This is a genomic window from Pseudoalteromonas sp. MMG005, assembly GCF_018101015.1.
GTDB lineage: Bacteria > Pseudomonadota > Gammaproteobacteria > Enterobacterales > Alteromonadaceae > Pseudoalteromonas > Pseudoalteromonas aurantia.
On the sequence record NZ_JAGJEK010000032.1, the window covers coordinates 1 to 23,758 of the forward strand.

General features: G+C 40.4%; 20 protein-coding genes. All 20 read right to left on the bottom strand.

Annotated features, from left to right (window positions below; translation table 11 throughout):
• Positions 1-276: 276 nt before the first annotated feature.
• The 20 genes from J8M01_RS21485 to J8M01_RS21580 all read right to left on the bottom strand — a co-directional run bounded on the left by J8M01_RS21485 (position 277) and on the right by J8M01_RS21580 (position 23,708).
• Positions 277-780 carry a hypothetical protein gene (locus tag J8M01_RS21485; RefSeq protein WP_192506216.1) on the bottom strand — a complete coding sequence of 168 codons (504 nt, stop codon included), beginning with the start codon at positions 778-780 and terminating at the stop codon, positions 277-279.
• Positions 781-802: 22 nt separating this feature from the next.
• Complete coding sequence (locus J8M01_RS21490; RefSeq protein ID WP_211059285.1) at positions 803-1,315, bottom strand: hypothetical protein; 513 nt, start codon at positions 1,313-1,315, stop codon at positions 803-805.
• Positions 1,312-1,869, bottom strand: coding sequence for a hypothetical protein (locus J8M01_RS21495; protein WP_211059286.1), 558 nt, complete (start codon positions 1,867-1,869; stop codon positions 1,312-1,314). Before J8M01_RS21495 ends, J8M01_RS21490 begins: the two co-directional genes overlap by 4 nt.
• A 2-nt stretch (positions 1,870-1,871) precedes the next feature.
• Positions 1,872-2,384, bottom strand: coding sequence for a hypothetical protein (locus J8M01_RS21500; RefSeq protein WP_192506219.1), 513 nt, complete (start codon positions 2,382-2,384; stop codon positions 1,872-1,874).
• Between the two features lie 333 nt (positions 2,385-2,717).
• On the bottom strand, positions 2,718-3,380 hold the full coding sequence (locus J8M01_RS21505) for a hypothetical protein (protein WP_211059287.1): 663 nt from the start codon (positions 3,378-3,380) through the stop codon (positions 2,718-2,720).
• A 74-nt stretch (positions 3,381-3,454) separates the two neighbouring features.
• Positions 3,455-3,955: a hypothetical protein gene (locus J8M01_RS21510; RefSeq protein ID WP_211059288.1), complete on the bottom strand. Its 501-nt coding sequence runs from the start codon at positions 3,953-3,955 to the stop codon at positions 3,455-3,457.
• A 23-nt stretch (positions 3,956-3,978) separates the two neighbouring features.
• Positions 3,979-6,351, bottom strand: coding sequence for a PKD domain-containing protein (locus tag J8M01_RS21515; protein ID WP_211059289.1), 2,373 nt, complete (start codon positions 6,349-6,351; stop codon positions 3,979-3,981).
• A 20-nt stretch (positions 6,352-6,371) separates the two neighbouring features.
• Positions 6,372-6,923 (bottom strand): hypothetical protein, encoded by a 552-nt coding sequence (locus J8M01_RS21520; RefSeq protein ID WP_211059290.1) that lies wholly within the window; start codon positions 6,921-6,923, stop codon positions 6,372-6,374.
• A gap of 59 nt (positions 6,924-6,982) precedes the next feature.
• Positions 6,983-8,914 carry a hypothetical protein gene (locus J8M01_RS21525; RefSeq protein ID WP_211059291.1) on the bottom strand — a complete coding sequence of 644 codons (1,932 nt, stop codon included), beginning with the start codon at positions 8,912-8,914 and terminating at the stop codon, positions 6,983-6,985.
• A gap of 55 nt (positions 8,915-8,969) precedes the next feature.
• Positions 8,970-9,887, bottom strand: a complete 918-nt coding sequence (locus J8M01_RS21530; protein ID WP_211059292.1) for a hypothetical protein — start codon at positions 9,885-9,887, stop codon at positions 8,970-8,972.
• 20 nt (positions 9,888-9,907) lie between these two features.
• Positions 9,908-11,746: a hypothetical protein gene (locus J8M01_RS21535; protein ID WP_211059293.1), complete on the bottom strand. Its 1,839-nt coding sequence runs from the start codon at positions 11,744-11,746 to the stop codon at positions 9,908-9,910.
• 1,443 nt (positions 11,747-13,189) lie between these two features.
• Entirely contained in the window at positions 13,190-13,783 is a 594-nt protein-coding gene (locus J8M01_RS21540; protein WP_211059294.1) for a hypothetical protein, read from the bottom strand.
• A gap of 106 nt (positions 13,784-13,889) precedes the next feature.
• Complete coding sequence (leuD, locus tag J8M01_RS21545; RefSeq protein ID WP_211049507.1) at positions 13,890-14,489, bottom strand: 3-isopropylmalate dehydratase small subunit; 600 nt, start codon at positions 14,487-14,489, stop codon at positions 13,890-13,892.
• Positions 14,486-15,889 carry a 3-isopropylmalate dehydratase large subunit gene (gene leuC / locus J8M01_RS21550; RefSeq protein WP_210997862.1) on the bottom strand — a complete coding sequence of 468 codons (1,404 nt, stop codon included), beginning with the start codon at positions 15,887-15,889 and terminating at the stop codon, positions 14,486-14,488. Before leuC ends, leuD begins: the two co-directional genes overlap by 4 nt.
• A gap of 56 nt (positions 15,890-15,945) precedes the next feature.
• Entirely contained in the window at positions 15,946-17,022 is a 1,077-nt protein-coding gene (gene leuB / locus J8M01_RS21555) for a 3-isopropylmalate dehydrogenase (RefSeq protein WP_192506230.1), read from the bottom strand.
• Positions 17,019-18,566, bottom strand: coding sequence for a 2-isopropylmalate synthase (gene leuA / locus J8M01_RS21560; protein ID WP_192506231.1), 1,548 nt, complete (start codon positions 18,564-18,566; stop codon positions 17,019-17,021). Before leuA ends, leuB begins: the two co-directional genes overlap by 4 nt.
• A 432-nt stretch (positions 18,567-18,998) precedes the next feature.
• Entirely contained in the window at positions 18,999-20,063 is a 1,065-nt protein-coding gene (locus J8M01_RS21565; RefSeq protein WP_192506232.1) for a hypothetical protein, read from the bottom strand.
• Positions 20,064-20,113: 50 nt separating this feature from the next.
• A complete protein-coding gene (locus J8M01_RS21570) occupies positions 20,114-21,592 on the bottom strand; it encodes an internalin (protein ID WP_192506233.1) in 1,479 nt (492 codons plus the stop codon).
• Between the two features lie 9 nt (positions 21,593-21,601).
• Complete coding sequence (locus tag J8M01_RS21575; protein ID WP_210997858.1) at positions 21,602-22,447, bottom strand: GEVED domain-containing protein; 846 nt, start codon at positions 22,445-22,447, stop codon at positions 21,602-21,604.
• Between the two features lie 10 nt (positions 22,448-22,457).
• The gene (locus J8M01_RS21580; protein ID WP_211049522.1) at positions 22,458-23,708 is read right to left on the bottom strand and encodes a hypothetical protein; all 1,251 of its coding nucleotides are present in this window, start codon (positions 23,706-23,708) and stop codon (positions 22,458-22,460) included.
• Between the last annotated feature and the right edge of the window lie 50 nt (positions 23,709-23,758).

Below are 23,758 nucleotides of genomic sequence, written 5' to 3' on the forward strand. Positions count from 1 at the left end.
GACGCTGACTGCGTTTTGCTTTGCTAAGTTAGCGTAGCGCTCCGTGTCAGTGGGGTCGCATTATAGGGAGATGAAGAAAAAGCGCAAGCCTTTATTTGCAGAAAAGTGATAAAAATAACGTGTTCGTGCAAAAATCAATCTCTAACCCTGATTTTCATATAAAAACGCTCTAATATCATACAGAAATACAAAGGTTTTCTATAAATAGAAGAAAGGTCAACTTTAAAAGAGAAAAAATTGACCTTATTTATACAATGCGATTATACGATTTACCGTTTAAAACGGTGCCAATAGATAAACATTGATATCTATATCTCTTATATTCGTATAATACTGCCGAGCAATACTGCCTACCTTGTCTAACCGTACGGTAACTTCTTGACAGCCAGCAGGGATATGAACAGAGCTTTTTACAATACTAGGCTTAACTCTGTAACTGACTCGCTCATATCTAACACCAAAAGTAGTGTCTTCCCCAATCTTTGTGTCATTACAGTATAATGAAGCGGTCATACCAAAATTAGATGAATACCATGCAGACGTAATCGAGCCACTCAAATGGACATCCAATTGAGATATACCCGCTGTATGTACAAGAGGTAATTTAACTTGATACGCTACTTCTGCATACCTGTCTACGCCACCTTCAGAAACAAAAAGTTTCTTTTCATGGGTAAAATCTGACTTTGTAAGTGAAGTCGTTTCACCACTCACAATGATTGGTAAAGCTGAAGCTGTACATGTAAATAAGCTTAGCAACAGCAAAGGTGCATATTTCATTTTACATATCCTCAATAGAAGACTAGTTTGGCAGCTTCTCTATAATGTGCACATTAAATTGTAGATCAGTCACTCTAGTGTAAAACTGCCGACTCAAATGGCCCACTTTATCTAGTCTAACCGTCATAGTCTGGCACTCACCACCGGTGTTCAGGTCATTAGAAAAACTCGGATTAGCTTCGTATGAAGTTCGGTTGTAGCGGAAGCCTGTTGCTAAATCTTCGCCAAGAAATATTGGCGCTGCAAGGCCAGGTCCAGTGCATGTAGCCGATAGTGATACAGCCATAGAACCAACGAACCATCGTGTATGGTACTTGCCACCAACTTGATAAGTAAGATCTTGTCCAAAATCACCATCCATCTCAAATGTCGCTTCATATGCCACAACAGCTTCCCGGCCTGCATATGGTTTTGTTATGGGTGAGAAGTCTTGAAAACGAAGCTCGACAACATTACCACCAACAGACACACTACCAGTGTCAGCAAACGCATTTACTGCACATAAAAGACTACCTATCGCTAATATTTTTTTCATAAATTTACATCATAATTTTTAAAAGTGGGAATTGACGTTGAATCTTTAAAACGAACAACGCCTGTAATAATGGCATCATTAGCACCATTAACTGTACGTACATTGACATTAAGATCAGAGCACTCAATCCGATTAAGCTTTATTTCAGAGTGAACAAATGCAAGCTGACTTGCCGTCGTCACTATTTCTTCATTAGTAAACTCAATATTGTTTTTGGTTTTCTGATAAAGTGCTTGACCGTTGCATTCCACAGAAACGTCAACTTCGTGCAAGAACTCACTATGCAAAATATCTTTTGCTGCCCCAACACAAGTACTGCCTTGCCACTCAGTACAAGCGGGTAGCATTTGAAAAACTGAGTCTCCTTCACCTTGGATTCGAATATCAACTTCTAATACCGACGCATTAATCGTATTCATGGTCTCTAGCGCATAAGAATAAGTTGCACCGCTTTGCACCATATCTTTATTTGTAAATAAGACTTCCATTTCAGATGCGTTAATTGCTGCGCTAGTCGTCATAAACGCTAGTCCTATTGCGGCTACTTTAAACATAATCAAACTCCTCCCGATGTGTTGTTGAGCCCTTTAACTGACAATGAGAAATTGATGTCTTGGATTCGAGTGTAAAATTGGCGGCTAATACTGCCTTCTTTGTTAAACTCGATCTTCAGTTGAGTACATGCACCCACATTATGTCTAAGTTCTGATATCTCTGGGCTAGCTGGCGTTGACACTCTGTTGATACGGTAGCCATACACTTTATCCATACCGATGGGAATCCCACTGCATGATACTTTTGCGGTCATCCCAAAATTAGAAGCAAACCATCTAGCCGTTAGCTCACCTTTGCCCTGAAACACCAAACTTGACTCGGCTCCCACAACATCGATTAAAGCTTGATATCCCGTTGTCACTTCACGATTAGCCCAATTTGTTGTAATAGGCTGAAAATCTTCCATCGATAACGTAATTACATCTTGGTTTACGGTCACTACTTTTTGTTGTTCTAGTGCATATGCTTGGCTCATACATCCAATCATACCGACTAAAATACATAGTTTTTTCATAAATAATTTCCTTATACTTTCACTTATTTGAAAGACTTTAATACTTTCTAAATTCGTTAAACTCGGATCTTAATGACCTTTCCTCAATACCTCTGGCAACGAGGAAAAGACAAACTTTATTTATTAACAAATCAGTTAGTGCCACGCAATATGAATTATATAAAACAAGTTAAGCTAATTAACAAATAAAAAACAAAAGCACCACACATAACCATTTAAAAATAAATTTACATTTAAAGAAAAATTAAAAATAAATACAAATAATTTAAAAAATATAAAATCAGCACCTCGTACGTAGTAAGGTAACTACGACGAGGAACAGAAATTAATTTATTATATTTCTTCTGAAATAGTAACATTCAGATTAATATAACTCGGTGCTGACCCCGTAAATCTGAATTTAACATGCATGTTTTTACAGCTTCCACCGGTATTTTTACGAGTAGAGATCACATATTTACTACCTGAATCAGAACCAGAGAAACTTCCACACGATGCCGATAGCGACATTGATTTATTCGAGCGACCTACCAGATCATAAATTAAGTCTTGACTCAAATCCCCATCAACTGGGAATGACACTTCATACCCGACAAGTTGGCGATAAGTGCGAGGTGGTTCAAAATCACAAGGGTCGTAAATAACACGTGTTTCATAAATACCATTGAAGTTAGATTTATTTAATGTATAGCGAGCACCTCCTATATAAATAGGTGCTGATAACATCGAAGGCTTGGCAGCAGCTAGCATTTCCTCAAGTGGCACTGAATTTGGTCCTGGGCAACCTTCCTCACCGGGTCGACCTCTGTCACGATCATAACAACAGCGAGGTCCGAAGACGGTGTTATTAAACTCAGCTTGCTCTGAATTGTTTAATTCTACTTGCGCTGAATGGTCAATTTTCGATAGTGCTAAATCACTCTCTTGCTCATTTGCAGCAGATTGAAAAGAGATGGCCCCTACCGAAAGTACAGCCAATGTAATAAGATTTTTCATAAAGTAGTCCTTTTATTTTTTGTTATTTTAAATGTAATTATTAAAACAACGCTCTGTTGATTTTATTTTTAACTTTAGTAGCCAAAGTAAACAATCAAGTCAAAATTAAAATTATCAATATAAGCTTCTGTATCAGTAACTGAACTGTGAATTTTTTCAATTTTAACATTCAAGTTTTTACAAACACCATTTGTACGCAACCTATTATAAATAGAGAAACGTGCATTTCTAACGGCACCCGCCCTTTTAATAATAATGTCAGCATCACGACCAATATCGACGCTTGATGCATCACCTGAACAAACAGCTGACATTTCGGCAAACATTGGGGCTGCCCCAATACTGCCTTTGACTTCAGATTTAATATCAAAAACCAGCTCTGGATAACCAAAGAAAGGGTCTTCTAGATCCACATGCACTGGAATATTAGCTTCATAACCAATGACATGACCTCGCTCTATAATAGGATCAAAGTCACTTTCATTATATTGAAACTTCTCACCACTCACATATATAGGCACTACGGCATTAGCTGAAATAGATATAAACAAAAAAAGCATAGATAGATATTTCACTTTTAATTTTCCTTATTGAAAAGTTAATTACAGATATTAATTATATTAACTGCACCAAAATCAGGAGCGTAATATATAGTTTTAGTTGATTCCGATGGCGATATAGTTATATTGTCATCGGTAGTTACTTCGTATGTAGCTGTTGCTGGTAAAGAGATTTTTTTATTACCTTCAACAGTAAATAGAAATGATTTTTCAAACTGGGCTGTGAATTTGTCCATGGTAGGGAAAGTCTCTACCATTTTAAATTTAATGCTTACCTCTTGTGGCCCGGTATAGCCAGCACAACCCCAAATATAGGTATCTACAACCTGATTCACTGGCACAAATGACTCACCCACATTAACAATAAAGTCATTTTGACTTATATGAGTCGTTATGTGCTTAGCACTGACCAAGCGCTCATCGTATGTCTCTAGTGTTATTACTGCGCCATTTTCCACTTTTACTGGAAATTCATAAAACCCGTCGCTACCGGCTGTGTGTAACTCGTCATTTATCTTAAATACCGCATTTGGCACACCATTTAATCCAGTATCAACTACACGACCTTTTACTGTCCCTGACAGGAGATCATCCATTTGCTCTGTGACCGTAACAGTGACTGTACTACTGGTCTGCAACCCGCCTGCGTCTGATACGGTTAAATTAACACCGTAAAGCCCTGCTATATCAGGTGTGAAGTTCAATAGCCCAGTACGACTATCATCCATTACGGTGTTTGAACCTGCTGGTGCAACAAGCTTCCATTGATAAACCAGTGCTTCGCCCTCTGGGTCATAGCTAGCTGTTGCATCAAGGGTAACTTGATCTCCAAGACGTGCACTTTGGCTATCTCCACCGTGAATATTGATCACTGGAGCTCTATCTTGTGTTACTAAAACAGTTTGTGTCACTGTATCGGAGTATTGTGTACCATCATGGGTTTTGAGTGAAAATACATAGGTGCCCGTATGACTGGCTTGCAACATTGCTTTACCCACTACAGATGTATCAAGCACCTCATTAGCTGGCTGCGAAACAACCTGCCATTCATAGGTAAGGTCTGCACCTTCAGGATCTGAACTGCCCGTCCCATCCAAAACTATCTGAGAGCCGAGAGCGACTGTAGATATAGGAGCTATTTGCGCGATTGGTTTTTGATTTGCCTTGACATCAAACATTTGAGTATTAGACGTTGTAGAATGCAGTCCATCTGAAACTCGCACTGCAACTAAATATTCCCCTTCAACATCCGGAGTAAACTCTGTAACAGCTGACTGACTTGACACTATGTGCGCGGCACTACTTTGCGGTGCGCCTAATAACAACCACTCATAGCTGAGTTGCTCTCCTTCTGGGTCAAAGCAAGATACACAGGATAAAGACACGGTTTCAGATAGATTAACCACTTTATCCGAACCTAAAACGGCAATCGGTACCTGATTTTCTGATTGAACTATAAATTGATGCACCACCTCATCCTGAGCTCCATGCTGATCGGTAACCGCTAATTGCACATCGTAAACACCGTCGATATTCGAGGAGAAAGATGCTCTCTTTGCGGATGCTTTACTCACAACCGGTTGACTATTCTCTGGAGCCGATAACACAGACCAGCGATAGCTCAAACGATCTAGGCGGTCCGGATCATGGCTTTTAGAACCATCTAATCTAATAATCTCATTAGGTGCTAATGTTGATTTTTCAACATTAATTATTGCCATTGGCGGCGAGTTTACATCAATGGCATCACTGGTGATCACAACCGAATCCTGTGCCGTCAACCCAGCTTTATCCGTCACCGATAATTGCACTATAAATGTACCTACAGCATCCGCGACAAAATTAGTTTTAGTACTTTGGTTTCTAAAGATCCGTGCACTACTATCCGCTGGTTTATCAAGAATTTTCCAGTGATATTCCGATATTGTTCCATTACTTGCTTTGCTATTTGCCCCGCTTAGTGAAATCACCTGCCCTTTTTTAACAGTAAAGTCTCTGCCCGCATCAGCAACAAGTGCAGCTTGCTCTGGTACCAAAAACTCAAACTGAGCTGCAGTGCTATCTTCATGCCCATCATTCACATACAGTCGCAAAGAGTAATTACCTTGCTCCGCGACACTGACGGCTATTTCATTGCCGGTATTTTGTTCTAGGGGAATCACTTTCTGATCGATCACTCGCACTAAGCTCCAGTGATAAGTTAAGGCATCACCATCAGCATCGGAACTATCCGCGCCATTGAATTTCAATGGCGTTTGAATCGCTTTAATCGGAGTCATATCTACAATTTTCGCGACTGGCTTAATGTTACTTACAAGTACTGTGTTTCCGGTGTCACTGTGGCCTTCGCTGCTGCCACATGCTGACACAACAAAACAAAGGGGAACTAATATGCTTTCTGTCCATTTCATTTACTTCATCTCCTTAGTGGCTACTTATTGTAGGCCGCTTCTCTAATCGCTTGATTCAGCGCCATAGCTTGCTGTCCTAGTACTCTTGCTTGCGCCAACAAAATATCCTGTTGCTCCTTCAAGGCACTATCAGCACCACTATCAATATTTTTTGACAACGACACCTGTTTATTTCTTTCGCTCATATGTGCACTAAACACACTCACTTTTTGCCGCTGCTCTTTAATCGCATGTCGATATGTATTGACGTCTTCAGTCAACTCAGGGAAGTTTTCAATAATGAAGTCGTAATATTTGTCTTCTTCGCTGGTATCGATATCAATGGCGTTTTGTACTATATCCTGTACATTCGTCTCTTGTTCTACGCTGACTTGAGCACCTTTCTCTCTACTTTTAATACCAACAGGTTTAGCTATGCCTTTACTCGTAGCAAGTTCAATATCTTCTAAGGTCACTGCAGTTGTTGAAGTGGAAGTTGGTGCGTCATTGGTTAAAGCAATCTCTTTACTGGAAAGCCCCACATAACCAATAATAGATACGGCGATAACAGCACCAATTGCTTTGATTTTCATATCCAAATCCTAAAATTAAACATGATTAAAGGGGGCAGGACCCCCTTTAAAAACGCAAACTAATTACATTGCGTGTTATCAACACATACCTTAACTTGTACTAATGCACTGCCTTCTTGTACATTCCATATTTTCTTATCAAAACGTTTATAAATTTTTCCGTATTGACGAGAAACATGTGACGTTGTACCCGTTGCTTTAGTACCACCGAGTGCATTCAGTGCTTTAAGAACAATGTTGCTATAACGACAATAAGTATTTCGACTGTTACATATCTCAGTTAAACCAGCTTCTTTCTTAGGATCTTGGAGCTCTGGCTTTTCTAGCTCAATATCATAAGATTTAGCATAGATTGACAAGAACATTTGCCACATATCGCTGTACATCTCTCTTTCGATTTCTTCAGCGATACGCGCTGCTTCATCAGGGTCATTTGTTTGTGGTTTAAGATCCAACTTACATTCCATCCCCATATTGTCTCTTGCCGTCTCAACAGTGTTATCCCAGCTCGATGTTTTACGCTTAAACCAGCTCCAACCCGTAGATTTTCCTACACTTCTCCAGTAACTATTCATACGGTCAACATTAATAGAACACTCACCAGAAATTGGACCAGGATAGGCATAGTAGTTATACGACAACCCTAAATTAGCAACAAACACTGCGCGGTTTGGTTGTGGTTCCCAAAGTTTACGTGTGACTTTCCAAGAAACAGATACATTGTTCTCTGTACCTGAATAATTTTCTTCCACTGTCTGGCTGTAATCACCACAACGTGCATCACGAGTAACAAAGAAATCAATTCCGCCTGATGCAAATGACCCTTCATCCATTGCATCAAAGTGGATAGTGTCACCAATTTCTTCACGCTCAAACGGCATTTTCCAATCATTCAAGATATCTTTATTGATCAAAGTATCCGCTGGGTAACTCCAAACATTACGTGAAAATAAACTCTCTCCAGATGCCGTCACATTAGGGTTATTTCGTGTAACCCCTGAGTTCACCCGTACATTAAACAAGTTCAACTGTTTCGCCGAGAATTGGTGGTTGTTTGAATTTCTCAATGCGGTTGATAATAGGTCTCGTTCTTTATCCCAAATGTTATAACCCGCACTGGCTAATCCAACTAACGCCTTACCATGTTCTTTGACAACGTCAGTTTCTAATGCCCAAGCATTTTTAGAAATAACCGATTGCGAGTTAATGATTAAACTATGGAAATTCACATTACTTTCAGCCAATACCAGCTTTTCTTTGTATGCGTCGTATGCCCCTTTCGCTGTTAGATAGCTCGTTCTGATATTGCCAACTTGCGTTTGCAAATCACTAATCGTCGAGGCAACAGCCGCTTCAAGAGGCTGGTACTTATTGGTCACCTTTGTAATACATTCAAAGTACTTGGCGAAATCACCACCGCTACTCGTAAAGCATCCTTGACCTTCCGATATTCTTGCTCGCTCTAACCTGTCACGCTCAGCAAAGGCTGCACTTAATTCAATGTTTAGCTGATTCCACTGTGCTTTCAATGTATTGTATGTATCAATCAAACCTTGATTCGCTAGTGCTGCATCAGTAATCACCTTGCGCGCCTTCTTGATCTCATTAAGACCTTCAAAGTTGGCTCGTGGAATACCATAAGTCAGCTGATACCAGTTACTGACAAAATCACCTTTTAAATACGCTTGCTCTTGTAATACCGGTGTTGCCAGCTGACGGTAGGCTTGAGTTTTAGTATTTACATAGTTATCACAACCCGGGCCTGCTCCTCCTAATTCTGCGTATAAACCATTGATTTGTTTCACAGGTACCGGTGCAACATGCAGCGTTAAAGGGTTCTCACTGTCAGACATAATATTGCCAACACCTGCAGGCGTTGACATGCCAAGTGCATCAAGTGGATTACCTGTCGTTAAATCCGGTAAAGCATTTGCTGCTGTACTTTGCAGTAACGCAGCGACAACCGAAGTTGTTATTAATTTTCCGTACATCTTTCATTTCCTTTATTACGGTTTGGGTGAATAAATCCTTACTCTTTAAAATCAGTTACAAGCGGCTACGTAATCTGTTAACCGCATTTGAAAGCACAAGCGCGTCTCTGCCGATTGATTGACCAGATAACCAACGCGTTTGCTCCGACAAATAAGTATGCAAACTTCTAATTCCGGCTTCATTCCACGTTAAATTATTCTGCAATACTTGACGCAAACGCGAGAGTTCTATGGTGCAATGAGATGAAGAACTTCCGGCACGGCAGTTATTTGTAAAAACAGCCTTTGAACGCTCTAAATCGGCTTGGGCGGTTGTGATTTGATCGAGGAATATCGGATCTTCAATATCAAACGTTAAGTTGCTTAACAGATCTAACGTGTTATCGATTGAGCTGACTAATTGAACACTGTTAGTTGATGGTTGTGCGATACTAACTAGCGACTTTATTACGCCATTATGTGTCACTAAATGTGAGGCTAACTGGCCAAAATAGCTTGGCTCAGGATAAGTCAGTAACTGGTTAACATTGAGTTGGCAGCCTGGCTTTATTGCCTGAAAACCCACAACACCATCTAATCCATTGAAAACTAAGTCAGCATCATGATTTCCATGCACCATAGATAAGGTATTAATTTCATTAATGCGTGAACCGGCAATTCTATTGGTCTCGGATGCATCGGAGCCTGCACTCAACGTATAACGTACAGACAGAGGTCGTAAAGACTCACAGACAAAGTTGTAATTCAAAATAGTTTTAAAAGAACCATTCCTGACAAGTCCGTCACTCGAGTACGCTGTATTACGGTCGGCTGTCATGCTTTGTGAAGAGAACTGACAAGGAGGAACAAATCGTTCTCCTGTGCCCGTCATTCTTGACGCACACTGTGTGTCTGCATTAAATACTTCTATTGGAGCTGCTTGAGCTAAGGTAGCACCTGTCAAAGACAAAGTGGCTAACAATAACATTTTCATAATATATCCTTTATTAATACTTATAGTTGATCGAAATTAGCGGTTAAAACTTGACGACTGACGGTGCCTTGTCCATCAGTCACTTTTACAACGGCATTTATCGTGGCATTATTTGCAGAACAAGCATGGAAAGCACTTTGGCTAAAGGTAATTTGCAAATTATTTAGCTGAGAATTTGCAGTTACTCCTGAAGGTAAAAGCGACCCTGACATTGTGCCGGCATGGTATATGGAAGGAAAAATTTCAGACAGCGTTCTTGACATGTTCGGTGTCCAAAACATGCCATTGTATTCAAGGTACTCCAGCTCAATAACCTCTCGTGAATGAGTTAATGCTGATGCTTCAAACAAATCCCAATCAATTGTTACTAATCGGTCTTTATCAAACATTTCGACATTGCTAATCACTTGACTTCGAGCTGCGAGTTGATTCAAGCGAGCGATTATTGCCTCTAACTGAGTCAGTAACTCTGCCGTATACCCGTCACGAATCATGAGTGAAAGCAAACTTCTTGCTTCTGTGGCTAACGTAAAACCCTCATCCTGAATCGCTGCCATTTCAGGATTTATTTTTCTAAACTCCTGACACAATAAAATAGGTTGTGTACCAAAAGCGCTTAAACTGGTGACTCCCATATTATCTGTAACATCACTGCGCTCAGTTAACGCAGCCAATACCGCTTTACCAGTTTGGTTTTTCGACAAATAAGCTATGTCTATTGCTGTCGCTAAACGTTCTAAATTAGCCTGAGAACGTAGGGCCTTATAATCCACTAACTTACTACTCACAAAGCCGGCAAAATCTGGCTGCCTCAATAACCTAGGTTCGATCACCTGATAATTATCATTATAAATATTAGTTAATGCAGATGCTTCATTGTTAAGTGCTGTTAGCACTTGCTCAAACTTCAGCAAACGATAATCAAACTCAGGATAGAACGGCATCGCTTCAGGTGCTGTGATCTTCGTATAACAAATACCTGTGTCACATTTTTTCAATTCAATATTGATATGTGGTGTAAGTAATTGCGACTTTTCGAGCATTTTATCTTGCAGAGCAAGCGGCAAAACATTAATCAGCCTAGACAATGTTCTGACTCGTCTATTCAAATGACCCACACGACTACTGGAAATTTGTTCTGGTGTATAGCGCTTTAATAAATCCCAATAACGTAGTTTCACAGTTAATACAGAATCAATTTCTGCTTTTAATGATTGACGCTGAGCTGTATCAAAATAAGGGTACTTATCAATATTAAATTTAATATCTATGATTGCTCTATTTAACTGTTCTTCCAATAACAGACCTAACGAATAGCGTCTATACAACCCAGCAAAACGTAAAGGAGAGGCTAAAGAGTCTAGTTTAGTAAGAACATCCAACCTAAAGTTTACCCGTCGGAATTCATCACTTGCTGGACTAAAGCCAAAATATTTTGGTTTATTGACAAACTCACCATATAACTCATCAAACAACTCTTGCTGAAAAATATGAAGTTCTGAAATAAGTTCTGGGTAAGTCAATAAATCAGATACATGAAACCACGAATAATCATCACGACTTTGAAAGCCTTTACCTGTGGAATGTAATCCTGAAATCACATCACACGGTAAATCCAGTGATTTAAAACACTGTGGGCTATATTCCGGATCAGCTGCCGCACACACATCGGTACAATCTGACTCACTAAACTCCGAGTAACATTTTTGAGGAGAATAATTTACCAATTGAAAGCTTGCGCTACACATAGGTTCTTGTGCATAGGCAACCCCTAAATTGAGTAACCCTATCGTGAGAATTTTCAACTTTAATCGACTTTTACTTTGCTTTTTCAACACAAAATCCTTCTTCATATTCATAAAAATACAATTTGATATTAAGGGAAAAATACTTATATGCGTTTAAGTTAGGGGTCCATCCTAATTGACAAAAACGGGAAAGTAAACATGTTAAAAACAACACATTAACATTTTATTAACCATTCTTTTGTATACATACTATTGTATGCAATAAACAAAAACATCATGGAATTTGTAAGGAGAAGGGCTATTTCTTTCAAGGATCAATATCTATCATGGCTATATCTAGTGTAATAATTAATCGAAAGGGGGTTGTTTTTACTACTTATTTTATCAAGTCAAAACCCCCGCACCTTGGGAGTAACAAAACTATAGTAGTACTTACTCTAAGCCTGTATTCTTTAAAGAAACATGATTTAATTACTCGGAAAATAGAATTATTCTTCTTGAAATAATAATTAAAATATTAATTTTTTATCGATAAAATAAGATTAGAAACATTGATGTAGCATAAAAAAGGACTGTTTATCATACTTCCTTAAATAAAAAGTGGCATAACGCATGTTTTAAATTAAGAGATTTAAAGAGGTTAAATTTAATATATTTTATTGCTTATATGAAATTTAGGCTGCTCTTCAAAAACCCGAGCTAGATAAAATTAATGATGCACAATGAAGAAAACCAACATCAAAATTACGCTAATAACAAATCTAAACAGCTAATCATTAGTAATAAGGCATTGCGTCACAAACTAAAAAATCATACGATACGCTAAATAAAATCACACAATTAAACGGACCATTGCTGAATTTGAGATTGAATACAACGGCTTTGTAAAGGCTTAAAAGTGCTCCCTCTCATTAAAACCTATCTTTATCAGTAATATTGTAGCGACTGTAATGCAGGGAAAATAGATTATAAACTAGTTCCACTGATATATTCATTTAATCACACTTATGGCGACAAGGTTTATAGAAACACCTACGGTATTGATAGTAGCATTCGACTTATAGAAAATTACGGAAAATATACGAATGGCTCATAGTCGAAGATTCAAGTTCAAAGATGTTGCTGACAGCCAAAAAATAAGCGTCACTAAAACAAGATAAATTATTGCTCATATAAAGTACGAGAATATCAATTATTACATTTTTATTAAAAATATAATTCAATGAAGGTACCTCTATAAAAACAGGCATCTCGTAAATTCAAGGCTCTTACATAACTGATTTTTGTTACATAAATATTAAGAGTAACATGATACTTAGTTAGTAAATGGCACCAATAAGTAAAACCCTATTTATTAATAAGGTTTACCGTTCAACATCGCATTAAAATATGCCTTGATGCATAGCGTGTTAAGCTTAAACAAGCTACTTGTGAGGTGGTTAACTAGTTTAGCTATTTATTATATTGCGATGAATGGACTGATTTAAGCTGTTGTAGGAAACAATTATTGTCAGAAATTAACAGTCAATCACTGCTAACTTCCGAAATAGTATATTAATCTTTATAACCCCATGGGGCTTTTGGTGGCGTAATAGGCTTCGTTAAATCAAAATCAACTCTAAACTCTCGACCTTGACGCACTAAGCGGTAAGTGAACTGCTCATCATATATATACATTTGCCATGTATTGCCCATCGACTGGGGAATGCCTTGACGAGCAAATGACTCTTTTGAATACTGATCAGCAGGGAACGACTGTACATTTGCAAAGCCAGCGTCTATTGTGTGACCGCCATACATGGTTGCATCATCATCGGTACCATCTTGATGGCGGTGGTCATGCTTAAGGCTCAAACCGCTGCCCGTTTTAGTGATCAACCAAGTACGTGACGCATCACTGCCTACATGAAAAGGCACTTGCAATTCGCGCTCATTACAACGACGTACGTGCATTACTAACTTTTTACCTGCAAATGAATTTGGTCCAGTTGCATTGTCAACTGTGATTTTACCTTCATACGCTTTACCACAGTGCGCTGCAATATTATCAAAAAAAGCGTCATGGCTAGGGATAGAGACCAAAGGTGCTGGGCGAGCGATAGCGACACTGCCCATTAACGTCAGTGCTGTTGCAACCACAAATTTCATAGTAATGTTCCTAAAAATTAAAAACCAAAGGGTAACTAGCCCTTTGGTTGTTTGCAATTAAATGCGCTTAACCCACTGCTTGATATAGTGGACCGCTAAAGTCACATTATTGCCATGGTCGCTCAGATTCTAATTTGCTCTCAAAGGCACTAATCGCGTCATTGAGCTGTTCTGTTTCACCAATAAAGTCTAGCCCGCTTAATAGTCGGGCTTTTATATCAGCCCGAACATCAAAGTTAATCGCATCAAAATAAGGACTGCGTAACTGTTGCTGTACTAAGTCTACTTCAACTTGCATATCATCATGCTGTTCAGCGAGTGAGAATAAAGATTCTAATGTGTCAGCCGCGAGCGCGATACACAGCATTTGATTGTTGCCACAATTATTAAAGAAAATATCAGCAAAACTTTCGGCTAGTATAATACTGAAACCATATTGCTTAAGCGCCCATGGTGCATGCTCTCGAGATGAACCACAGCCAAAGTTATCACGGGTTAGTAAAATTGATGCACCTTTATAGCACGCTCGATTTAATACAAAGTCAGGATTAGACGCACCATCATCTAAATAGCGCCAATCATAAAAAAGGGCTTTATCAAAACCATCACGGCTCGTCGATGTCAGAAACTGTTTAGGAATAATCTGGTCGGTGTCCACATTATTTTTATCCAGCGGTGCTAATAGGCCTTGGTGATATGTACTCATGATGCCTCCCCTCTTATATCCGTGAAGTGACCGGCAATAGCCGCCGCTGCAGCCATCGCTGGACTAACTAAATGTGTCCGCCCACCGCGCCCTTGCCGCCCTTCGAAATTTCGATTTGATGTTGAGGCACACCGCTTACCGGCGCCAAGTTTGTCATCATTCATAGCTAAGCACATAGAGCAACCAGGCTCACGCCATTCAAAACCAGCCGCTTTAAAAATATCAGCTAGGCCTTCTTGCTCAGCTTGCTGTTTCACCAAACCCGACCCTGGCACAATCAACGCTTCAACACCGTGCGCAACTGTTTTACCTTCGACCACTGATGCCGCAGCACGCAAATCTTCAATACGGCTATTGGTACAAGAACCAATAAATACAGTATCCACTTTTGCATCTGTTAATTTTTGCCCAGCTTCAAGTCCCATGTACTGCAAAGCACTGCGGATCGCATCGGCTTTAATTAAATCGCTTTCTTGCTCTGGGTTCGGCACAACCTCATCAATACCAATCACCTGTTCAGGACTGGTGCCCCACGTCACTTGAGGCTGTATATCTTGCGCATTCAGCTCAACCACTCTGTCAAATTGCGCCCCTTCATCTGAATGAAGCGTGCGCCAGTATGAAACAGCCGCTTCAAACTCTTCCTCACTAGGTGCAAACGGGCGGCCTTTTAAATACGCATATGTGATGTCGTCTGGCGCAATCAAACCGGCTTTGGCACCCATTTCAATGCTCATATTGCACAGCGTCATTCTCGCTTCCATCGATAGTGCTTCAATACCAGCACCACAGAATTCAGCCACATAACCAGTACCACCAGCAGTACCAAGTACGCCAATCACTGCCATGATCAAATCTTTTGCTGTCACTGTTGGGCGAAGCACACCATTAATTTGTATTTTTAACGATTTGGCTTTTTTTTGCTGTAAAGTTTGTGTTGCTAATACATGTTCGACTTCAGAAGTACCAATACCATGTGCCAATGCACCAAAAGCACCATGGGTAGAGGTATGGCTGTCACCGCATACAATCGTCGTGCCAGGCAGAGTGATCCCTTGCTCCGGCCCCATAACATGAACAATTCCTTGGTTTATTGAATTTAAGTCATACAACACAATGCCAAATTCTTTACAGTTTTCAGCTAATGCCATCAACTGGTTTTTTGATACCTCACTGGCCGCATCTAAAGACCGGCTTTTAGTAGAGACATTATGATCCATTGTCGCAAAGGTTTTTTCAGGGCAACGTACTGGACGATTTTTTTCACGCAAGCCTGAAAATGCTTGAGGTGACGTCACTTCATGAACTAAATGTCTGTCTATATAGAGTAAGTCGGTTTGTTCATTGATCTGTGCAACCACATGTGATTGCCAAATTTTGTCATATAAGGTTTGAGCCACGTGCTACATCCTCAAATAGAGCGGTAACCTGACGGAAGTCACCGCATTCGTTGCAATTAAATTCGCGATACTATGGCTTGTGCCACATCTTGTGTGGTGTAACCACCTTCTGGGTATATATCTGGTGTACCGACACCTGCTGCAACCGCCTCAGCGACAGCCTTTTCTATGGCGCGTGCAGCTTCATCTTGACCCAGCGAATAACGTAACATTAGGGCTGCACTTAGAATTTGTGCTATTGGGTTAGCAATGCCTTTACCGGCAATATCAGGCGCAGAGCCGCCAGCAGGTTCATATAAGCCAAAACCTGATTGATTCAAACTCGCCGAAGGAAGTAATCCCATGGAGCCGGTGATCATGGCACACTCATCAGATAAAATATCGCCAAACAAGTTATCGCATAACAACACGTCAAACTGACTTGGTTGCTTTACGAGCTGCATTGCAGCATTATCAACATAGATGTAATCCAACTGAACTTCAGGGTAATCTTGACTCACCTCTGTGACCACTTCACGCCAAAGTACACTGGATGCCAATACATTAGCCTTATCAACCGACGTGACATGATTATTACGTAGTTTAGCTGCTTCAAACGCAAAGCGAGCAATTCGCTCTATTTCTTTTCGAGAATAACGCTGGGTATCAAAAGCTGCTTCTTGATCACCTTCCCCGTCACGACCTTTTTCACCAAAATAAATCCCGCCCGTTAACTCTCGTACACACAAAATATCGAAGCCTTGCTCGCTAATATCTGCACGTAATGGAGAAGCACCACTTAATGCAGGTAATAATTGTGCAGGACGTAAATTACAAAATAATCCGAAATGTTTACGTAGCGGTAATAAAGAAGCACGTTCAGGTTGCTCACTCGGTGGTAAGTGTTCCCACTTTGGGCCACCAACTGAACCAAATAGAATAGCATCCGCAGCTTCACACGCTTCCAATGTTGTCTCGGGTAATGCTTTACCAAACTCATCAATGGCTGCACCACCAATCGCGTGGGTTTGACGATTTAACTTGAACTCAAATTTTTCACTCACAGCATCTAGCACTCTATCTGCTGCTGCCATAACTTCTGGGCCAATGCCATCTCCGGCTAATACGGCAACTTGGTAACTTGCTTGGCTCATCCTGCTTTCCTTTGTTGTTTCAAATCAGAGACTTTTTGCGCTCTGTTAATAAGATTATAAACACGGACCATAGCCCGTACCGATGCTTCAACAACATCAGCAGCAAGACCTGCACCGTGATATTGCCGTCCGTTGTACTTTGCAATGATATCGACTTGGCCAAGCGAGCTTGCACCTTGCCCCGTCGCGTCTAAGTTGTATTCTATGACTTCAACAGACATACCGATAATTCGCTCAATGGCTAGAAAGGACGCTTCTACCGGACCATTACCCGTTGCGGCTTCTTGTTTAGATTGACCTGCGACTGTCATACCAATAGTAGAACTGGCAACCGACTGGGAATTCGAGGTTGAATTGACAAATTCAAGCTTAAATTGATCATCATCATCACCCATTTGGTTAAAGTGGATCATGGCCTCAAGATCATAGTCATACACGGTACCCTTTTGGTCTGCCAATGCTAAAAAGCTAGTATATAGACTGTCCATATCGTAATCCGACTTTTGATAACCCAATTCAGATAAGCGATGCTCTATGACATGGCGACCCGAACGAGAAGTCATATTGAGTTGATTGTTTGGTACACCAACACTTTCTGGTGACATGATCTCATAGGTATTCTGCGCCTTTAAAACGCCGTCTTGGTGGATCCCAGAGCTATGAGCGAACGCATTTTCACCCACAATTGCTTTATTTGGCTGCACTGACATATTACAAATTTTTGCGACCTGTCGGGATGCTCGGTAAATTTCTTCACTGCGAATAGCAGTATGCACTTTTAAGTAGTCTTGACGCATCTTCATGATCATGGCCACTTCTTCTAATGAACAATTACCTGCGCGCTCTCCAATACCATTAATGGTACATTCGATTTGTCTCGCACCCGCTTGCACCGCGGCAACAGAATTGGCCACCGCCAAACCTAAATCATTGTGGCAATGCACACTTAAGCGTGCCTTATCTATATTCGGCACGTTATTCATTAAATGACGGATCATGGCTGAATATTCATCAGGTGTAACGTACCCTACAGTATCTGGCAAATTAATGGTCGATGCACCGGCATTAATCGCAGACTCGACAATACGACATAAATCTGCATGTGGGGTGCGCCCAGCATCTTCACATGAGAACTCAACGTCATCAGTATAATTACGTGCTAATTTAATTGATTTAACAGCCATAGCTGTCGCATCATCCAAGCTCATACGTAGCTTGTGCTCTAGGTGCAAGGGGCTGGTTGCAATAAATGTATGGATACGACCACGTTCTGCAGGTCGCAGAGCTTCGCCACATGCTTCAATGTCTTTGCTTACCGCGCGTGCCAAACCACAAATGATTGGATTACGTACTTCAGTCGCAATACGCTGTACTGCTCTGAAGTCAGCGGGGCTAGATACAGGAAATCCAACTTCCATAACATCAACATTGAGGCGGCTTATCACATGCGCAAGTTGCAATTTATCATCTTCTGTTAAACTGGCTTTTAATGCTTGCTCGCCATCACGCAATGTCGTATCAAAAATCCAAACTTTATCCTGCATACCCTATTCCTCGGCCCAAAAAATAAAAAACCCCGCAATGTGCGGGGTTGAAAGTAGTTGCTCAGTTACGCGCACTACGCCCCGCTCTTACATTTAATGAGTAAGAGGTTAAGCAGTAATGACAAGCGCGTTGTTTTTTTCATTGAGCAAAGTTGTCCTGTTGATGGATTAATTATGTTTTATCATGCATTCAAAACCAAGATCAAGCATATTTTTTTCAAAAATAAATCTAATATTCTTTTTTTAAGAAAAATAAAACCAATAAAAAAACAAATAAAGACTATATTAACCACTTCGTGTATCTAAAAAGAATAAATCCTAATCTTTATTTTTGATCTGTAGTAGATTTATAAAGCAATTAAATATCTATAAAAAGCAACATGCCGTTGTCAGCTCTGCTCATTAACTCTACTCGCTTCATTTGTGAATAAATTAGCTACACTCCCCAAGCCATGGCCTCTGCTGACATGTTTCTCGCAGTGCGCTTAATTCAGATAAATTCTGAGTTGCCATATCATATTCAATTTGCGCATCATCATACTCATTCTCAGTCGCTATAGTAAGAAATGCTTCAGCACGTGTATGTCGTCGGACAGCATCGCCAAAACGCGCTTCAACTGAGCGCCATATGTGATCATATTGGTGGTCAACTCGTACCTGCGCAGCATCCATCAGATCATAGTGACCAGAGTCTTGATAAGAACGCGTCGCCACACTACGAGGTGCTTTCTTTAACTTATTTAAATCACTCGTAAATCCAGTATCCCCAAATACATAATCGGATAAACGCTGTAACGTATTCAAACAAGGCGTGATATCACTTCCTCTGCAATGCTGTGTATTGCTATTTAATAATTGTGTCAAACCTGCGGGGAGTGAAGCATTTGAATTTGCATCAATACTTAACACTGCATTTGCTGCATATTTTTCAATTAACTTCACTTTAGTGATGGTTTTCTTGAAAAATAATAGACGTATTTTAATTTTCGTGACGAAACGCTTAAAATCAGCTTCAGAGCGAAAGTGTAAACGTGTATTAATAAATATATCTCGGCCATAATTAAGTTGATAAATAAATGCACCCCCACATGCTTTTTTATCATAATCCGCCACCAGCGAGCGGTTTTCTAATGTGCTATACCCTTCATCAAGCTTAAGGTGTAGTTGAGAGGTTAAACTCAAATTATCGGTTGAATTTCGGTGATTAATCGATGTTGAAACGCTACCTGCAACAATAAATAAGTTTACCCCTGCATGGATCTCACCGAACGTTCTGCGACTTATTGCTACTGAGTTCTGATGCTGTAAGTAGTCAAGCTCGCCAGACATCGCACTATGAAATTTTAGATCCCCCGTAACACAACTGTCCTGCTCTTGGTGTAACTCTTGGTCAAACCCTTTCCCTAAATCAGATTGGCTATATCGTTCACTATAATAACGCTGGGCTACAACACCGCACGAAAAGCACAATATTAAAAAGCTAAATAATAGTCTCATGCTCAGTCCTTGTTAGAGCCAAAGTCTCTGACTTTAGCTCTATCATTACTTTAGTCTGTGCCAAATACCGTACCGTAAGTACTCAATGCACCCTCACATAATCGCCAATTTAATATACCTACTGCAGGTGTCTTAGCATTTATGAACGTTGGCGCCCAGCGCATATTGCGATATTTAACACTCTCATTTTCACTGATCACCCCCGCACGAACGGCTTCCTGTCGAGCTAATTCACACTGTTTCCAATCCAAACGATCTGATGAAGGTAGCTGTAGTTGCGTAACATCGTAACTTGCAGGACAGGTTTTACCACGACGCGTACAATCATCTTTCATTTTTTGCACTTCAACCTCACAGGATGTACCAAACGGATTATCTCGGCAAAACTGTGCGGCATTGAATAAAAACCATGCATTGTCATATGCCAATTTTTGGATTTGTTCCACTGCGTTACTTTGCGAATCCGGTAAATAGGCGTAATAACTGGTTAAAAGACTCGTAGCACGCTGCTCATCTAGCACGGCTTGCTTAAAATCATCTTCCAACTCACTGATCATCCATTTCGTTGCATTACGTACTTTTTGATAATCAGCAACTAATGGTCGAATAGCTAATGACGCACTGTCGTAACGCGTAGTGTAATAACGCACAACATTGTAATCACTCAATGAGTTAAGCTGTGTTCTAAAGCCATCTTTTGAATACTTCACGGCTTCATAAAACATATCAAAACACGGCTTAGGGTTATCCAAGGAGCACGTAATAATATTATTAGGGATAATACTCAGTAACTGTTTCGGATCGCCGCCATGTTGAATGGCTCTCACGGTGATTTTTACTGATGACTTTGTATCATCTTGCAAATATTTAAGCTGTCCGCCTACGTTAAATACGCCGCCATATAAATCAACATCAAGGTAACCACCAATTTCAGATTTATCGCGATTACTGCCATAATCTATTTTTAAGTTGACCATAATATTAGCGCCATACTCTATTGCACTCACAAACTCGTCACCTGCTAACTGTTGAATGCGCGCTTGGTGCTTATTCGCTATTTCACTCCCTGCAGGCGTAAGCGTATACCCAACATTACTATCCTCAGGTAAAAACAGTCGTTTTTTAGGCGTACTCGTTGCGCTAAATGTATATGAACTAGAATATGTGCTCGATGCCATTTCTTTCGCTAACGACGCACCGGCCGAAACTCGCACGACGGGAAAATTAACATCAATATCAACACTGCCATTCAAGGTACTGAGCAAATCATCATAGCTCATGTCAATTCCGGTTTTGAATTTAACTTCTGTATTTCCAAACGTTTCGTCCACACGTCCAGATATTGGTTGTACATTCAAAAAACGCTTGGTCTGGCTATCATAGGCTGTGCCGATTGACACATGATCATTGATTAACCCCGATATAGTTGAGCCTGCATTTGACTGCTGACTTGCTAGTGATGACTCTTTTGCTAATGCATACTGGCTAGTCAATCCTACCACCAGCATTGTAAAATATATTGATTTCATGGTTGCTCCTTAACGAATTGTCACTAGGTAATCTTCAACTTCACCATAATGGATACGGTTACACGCATTGTCAGAACCACCTCCAGAGTCAGTGGCTACACGCATTAACGTCACTCCTTCTGGCTGCTCAGTCGGGACACTGATTGCAAATTTAAACACTCCGTCTGACGCCGATTTATACACCATTTCTGAGTCTGAAAATTGACCGTCTTGATCCCAATCAACCCACACTCTTGCCGCAACATAAGAAGGATATTGCGGCTCTTTATTACCCGGTGTTATCGTCATAGAAGCCTCTCTTCCGGCTGATAACGTAATCACCTTACCTGACACAGCTGTGTAACTGTGGCGTGCCGAGTCATGACTAAAGTCATCAAGCGTTACCTTATCAATCCATTCCCATTCACTATCAAACGCAACATTGTCACAATATGCATTTTTTAAAACGGTCGTCTTTAAAGCAACTGGTACATATTCAGGTGGCATCGTGCTGCATGCATCTGCTGCATTCGCCCCAGCATGCCAGTTATATGGATTAGTAAAATCTGAATTAGCAAAAGTGAGGTATTGCGCATGCCCTTGAGCAAGACGTTCCGGAGATAACCATAACGCCCTTAATTGCGCAAGCTTCTGTTCTTTGCTGATGATATCGGTTGTATCAAACGCACGTTCCCACACCTCAACAAGTAAACCGTCATAGCATTTCTCTAACCAAGCGAATCGACCTTGCGCCTGTTGAACCGTTAGTAGATCTCCTAATTCATTATAATTTGCGCTTGTTTCTGATTCTGTGTTCGCTTGAACCGTTGCTGCAATGCACATCAATGATGATGCGGCTATAAGTTGTCTTATCATGATCATATCCTTATTTTAAAACCTGACTAAAGCTGCTGTAATCTCGGTAATAACTCAGGTTTTCGGCCTCGTAATCCAAACAATAACTCCCTTCAGGGTTTTGCTCACAATAATCCACCATATCTGCAAATAAGTTGGCATTACTGCGGCTTGAAGTCTCAATTTCGTGCAGTTGATTTAGCTCCAAAGTGGAAAATTGAGAAGCATAATAGCGTTGTAAGTTTTTGGCTCTACGATAAGTTAACCGTTCTGTTATCCAGCGATTTGTTAACTCTTTTACAACCAGCTTGGTTAAGTAATTTACGGCTACATAACCTTGAGCAGGTACCAGTTGCTGTAACATTGGGCCTGAGTCTTGATAATTCGCAACATATGTATCGGTAATATTGTAATCATCCAATGAATTAAATTGATTGATATAATCGGTTTTCAAATAATTCACTGCAGACTCAAATAATGCAAAACATGGCTCTGGATTTAGTAATGTACACCGCATAATGCCATTAGGAATAATCGTCAATAATCGATTCGGATCACCGCCACTTTGATAACCACTTACGGAGATTTTAATAGATTGCCGCTTACTATCATCGAGCTTTTGAAGCTCACCATTGACTTTCACTTTGCCAATCCAATCAACACTTAAGTAGCCACCGATAGACCGTTTATCTTCTTCATTCCGGTAATCAATTTTCATGTTAATAACGACGTTAGACCCATATGCAAAACCGTGAACGAAGCCATCACCTAAGTTGCTTGCTTTATTACCTGGCTCAGCAATAGCTAAGTCTTGCGCGGCCAATGTAGGCTGGTAACCCATTGTTGATGCAGGCATTAACATACGTGATTTGGGCTTAACGGATGAATACACCGTGTAAGTCCCCGTATACTTATCCGCGCTAATATCTTTGGCATAATTGGCGCCAGCATCAATGCGAACGGCCGGAAACTTGAAGCCTGCGTCCACCTTCCCATCAATAAGTTTAAGCGCTTGCTCGTAGCCCAAATCGACGCCCACTCTAAAATCAATTTTTGAATTACCTAAATCTTCGACTTCCGCTCCTGTTACTGACTGTAACCCTAGAAAAACTTGACCCTTACTTTTATAGGCCGTACCTAGTGGAACTGAATCAATATTATCGCTACTGTTTGATAATATCTTAGGCTTAGCCCCTTCTTCAAAAGAGGGCGTTATACTTGCGGCAAAACTCGCCGTACTGAACAAAGCCAGCAATACTGGGGTATAAACAAAATTTCTCATAATGTCTCTCCGTGTGTTCGGCCCCAAAAATCATCAGAGCCATTCCTTGA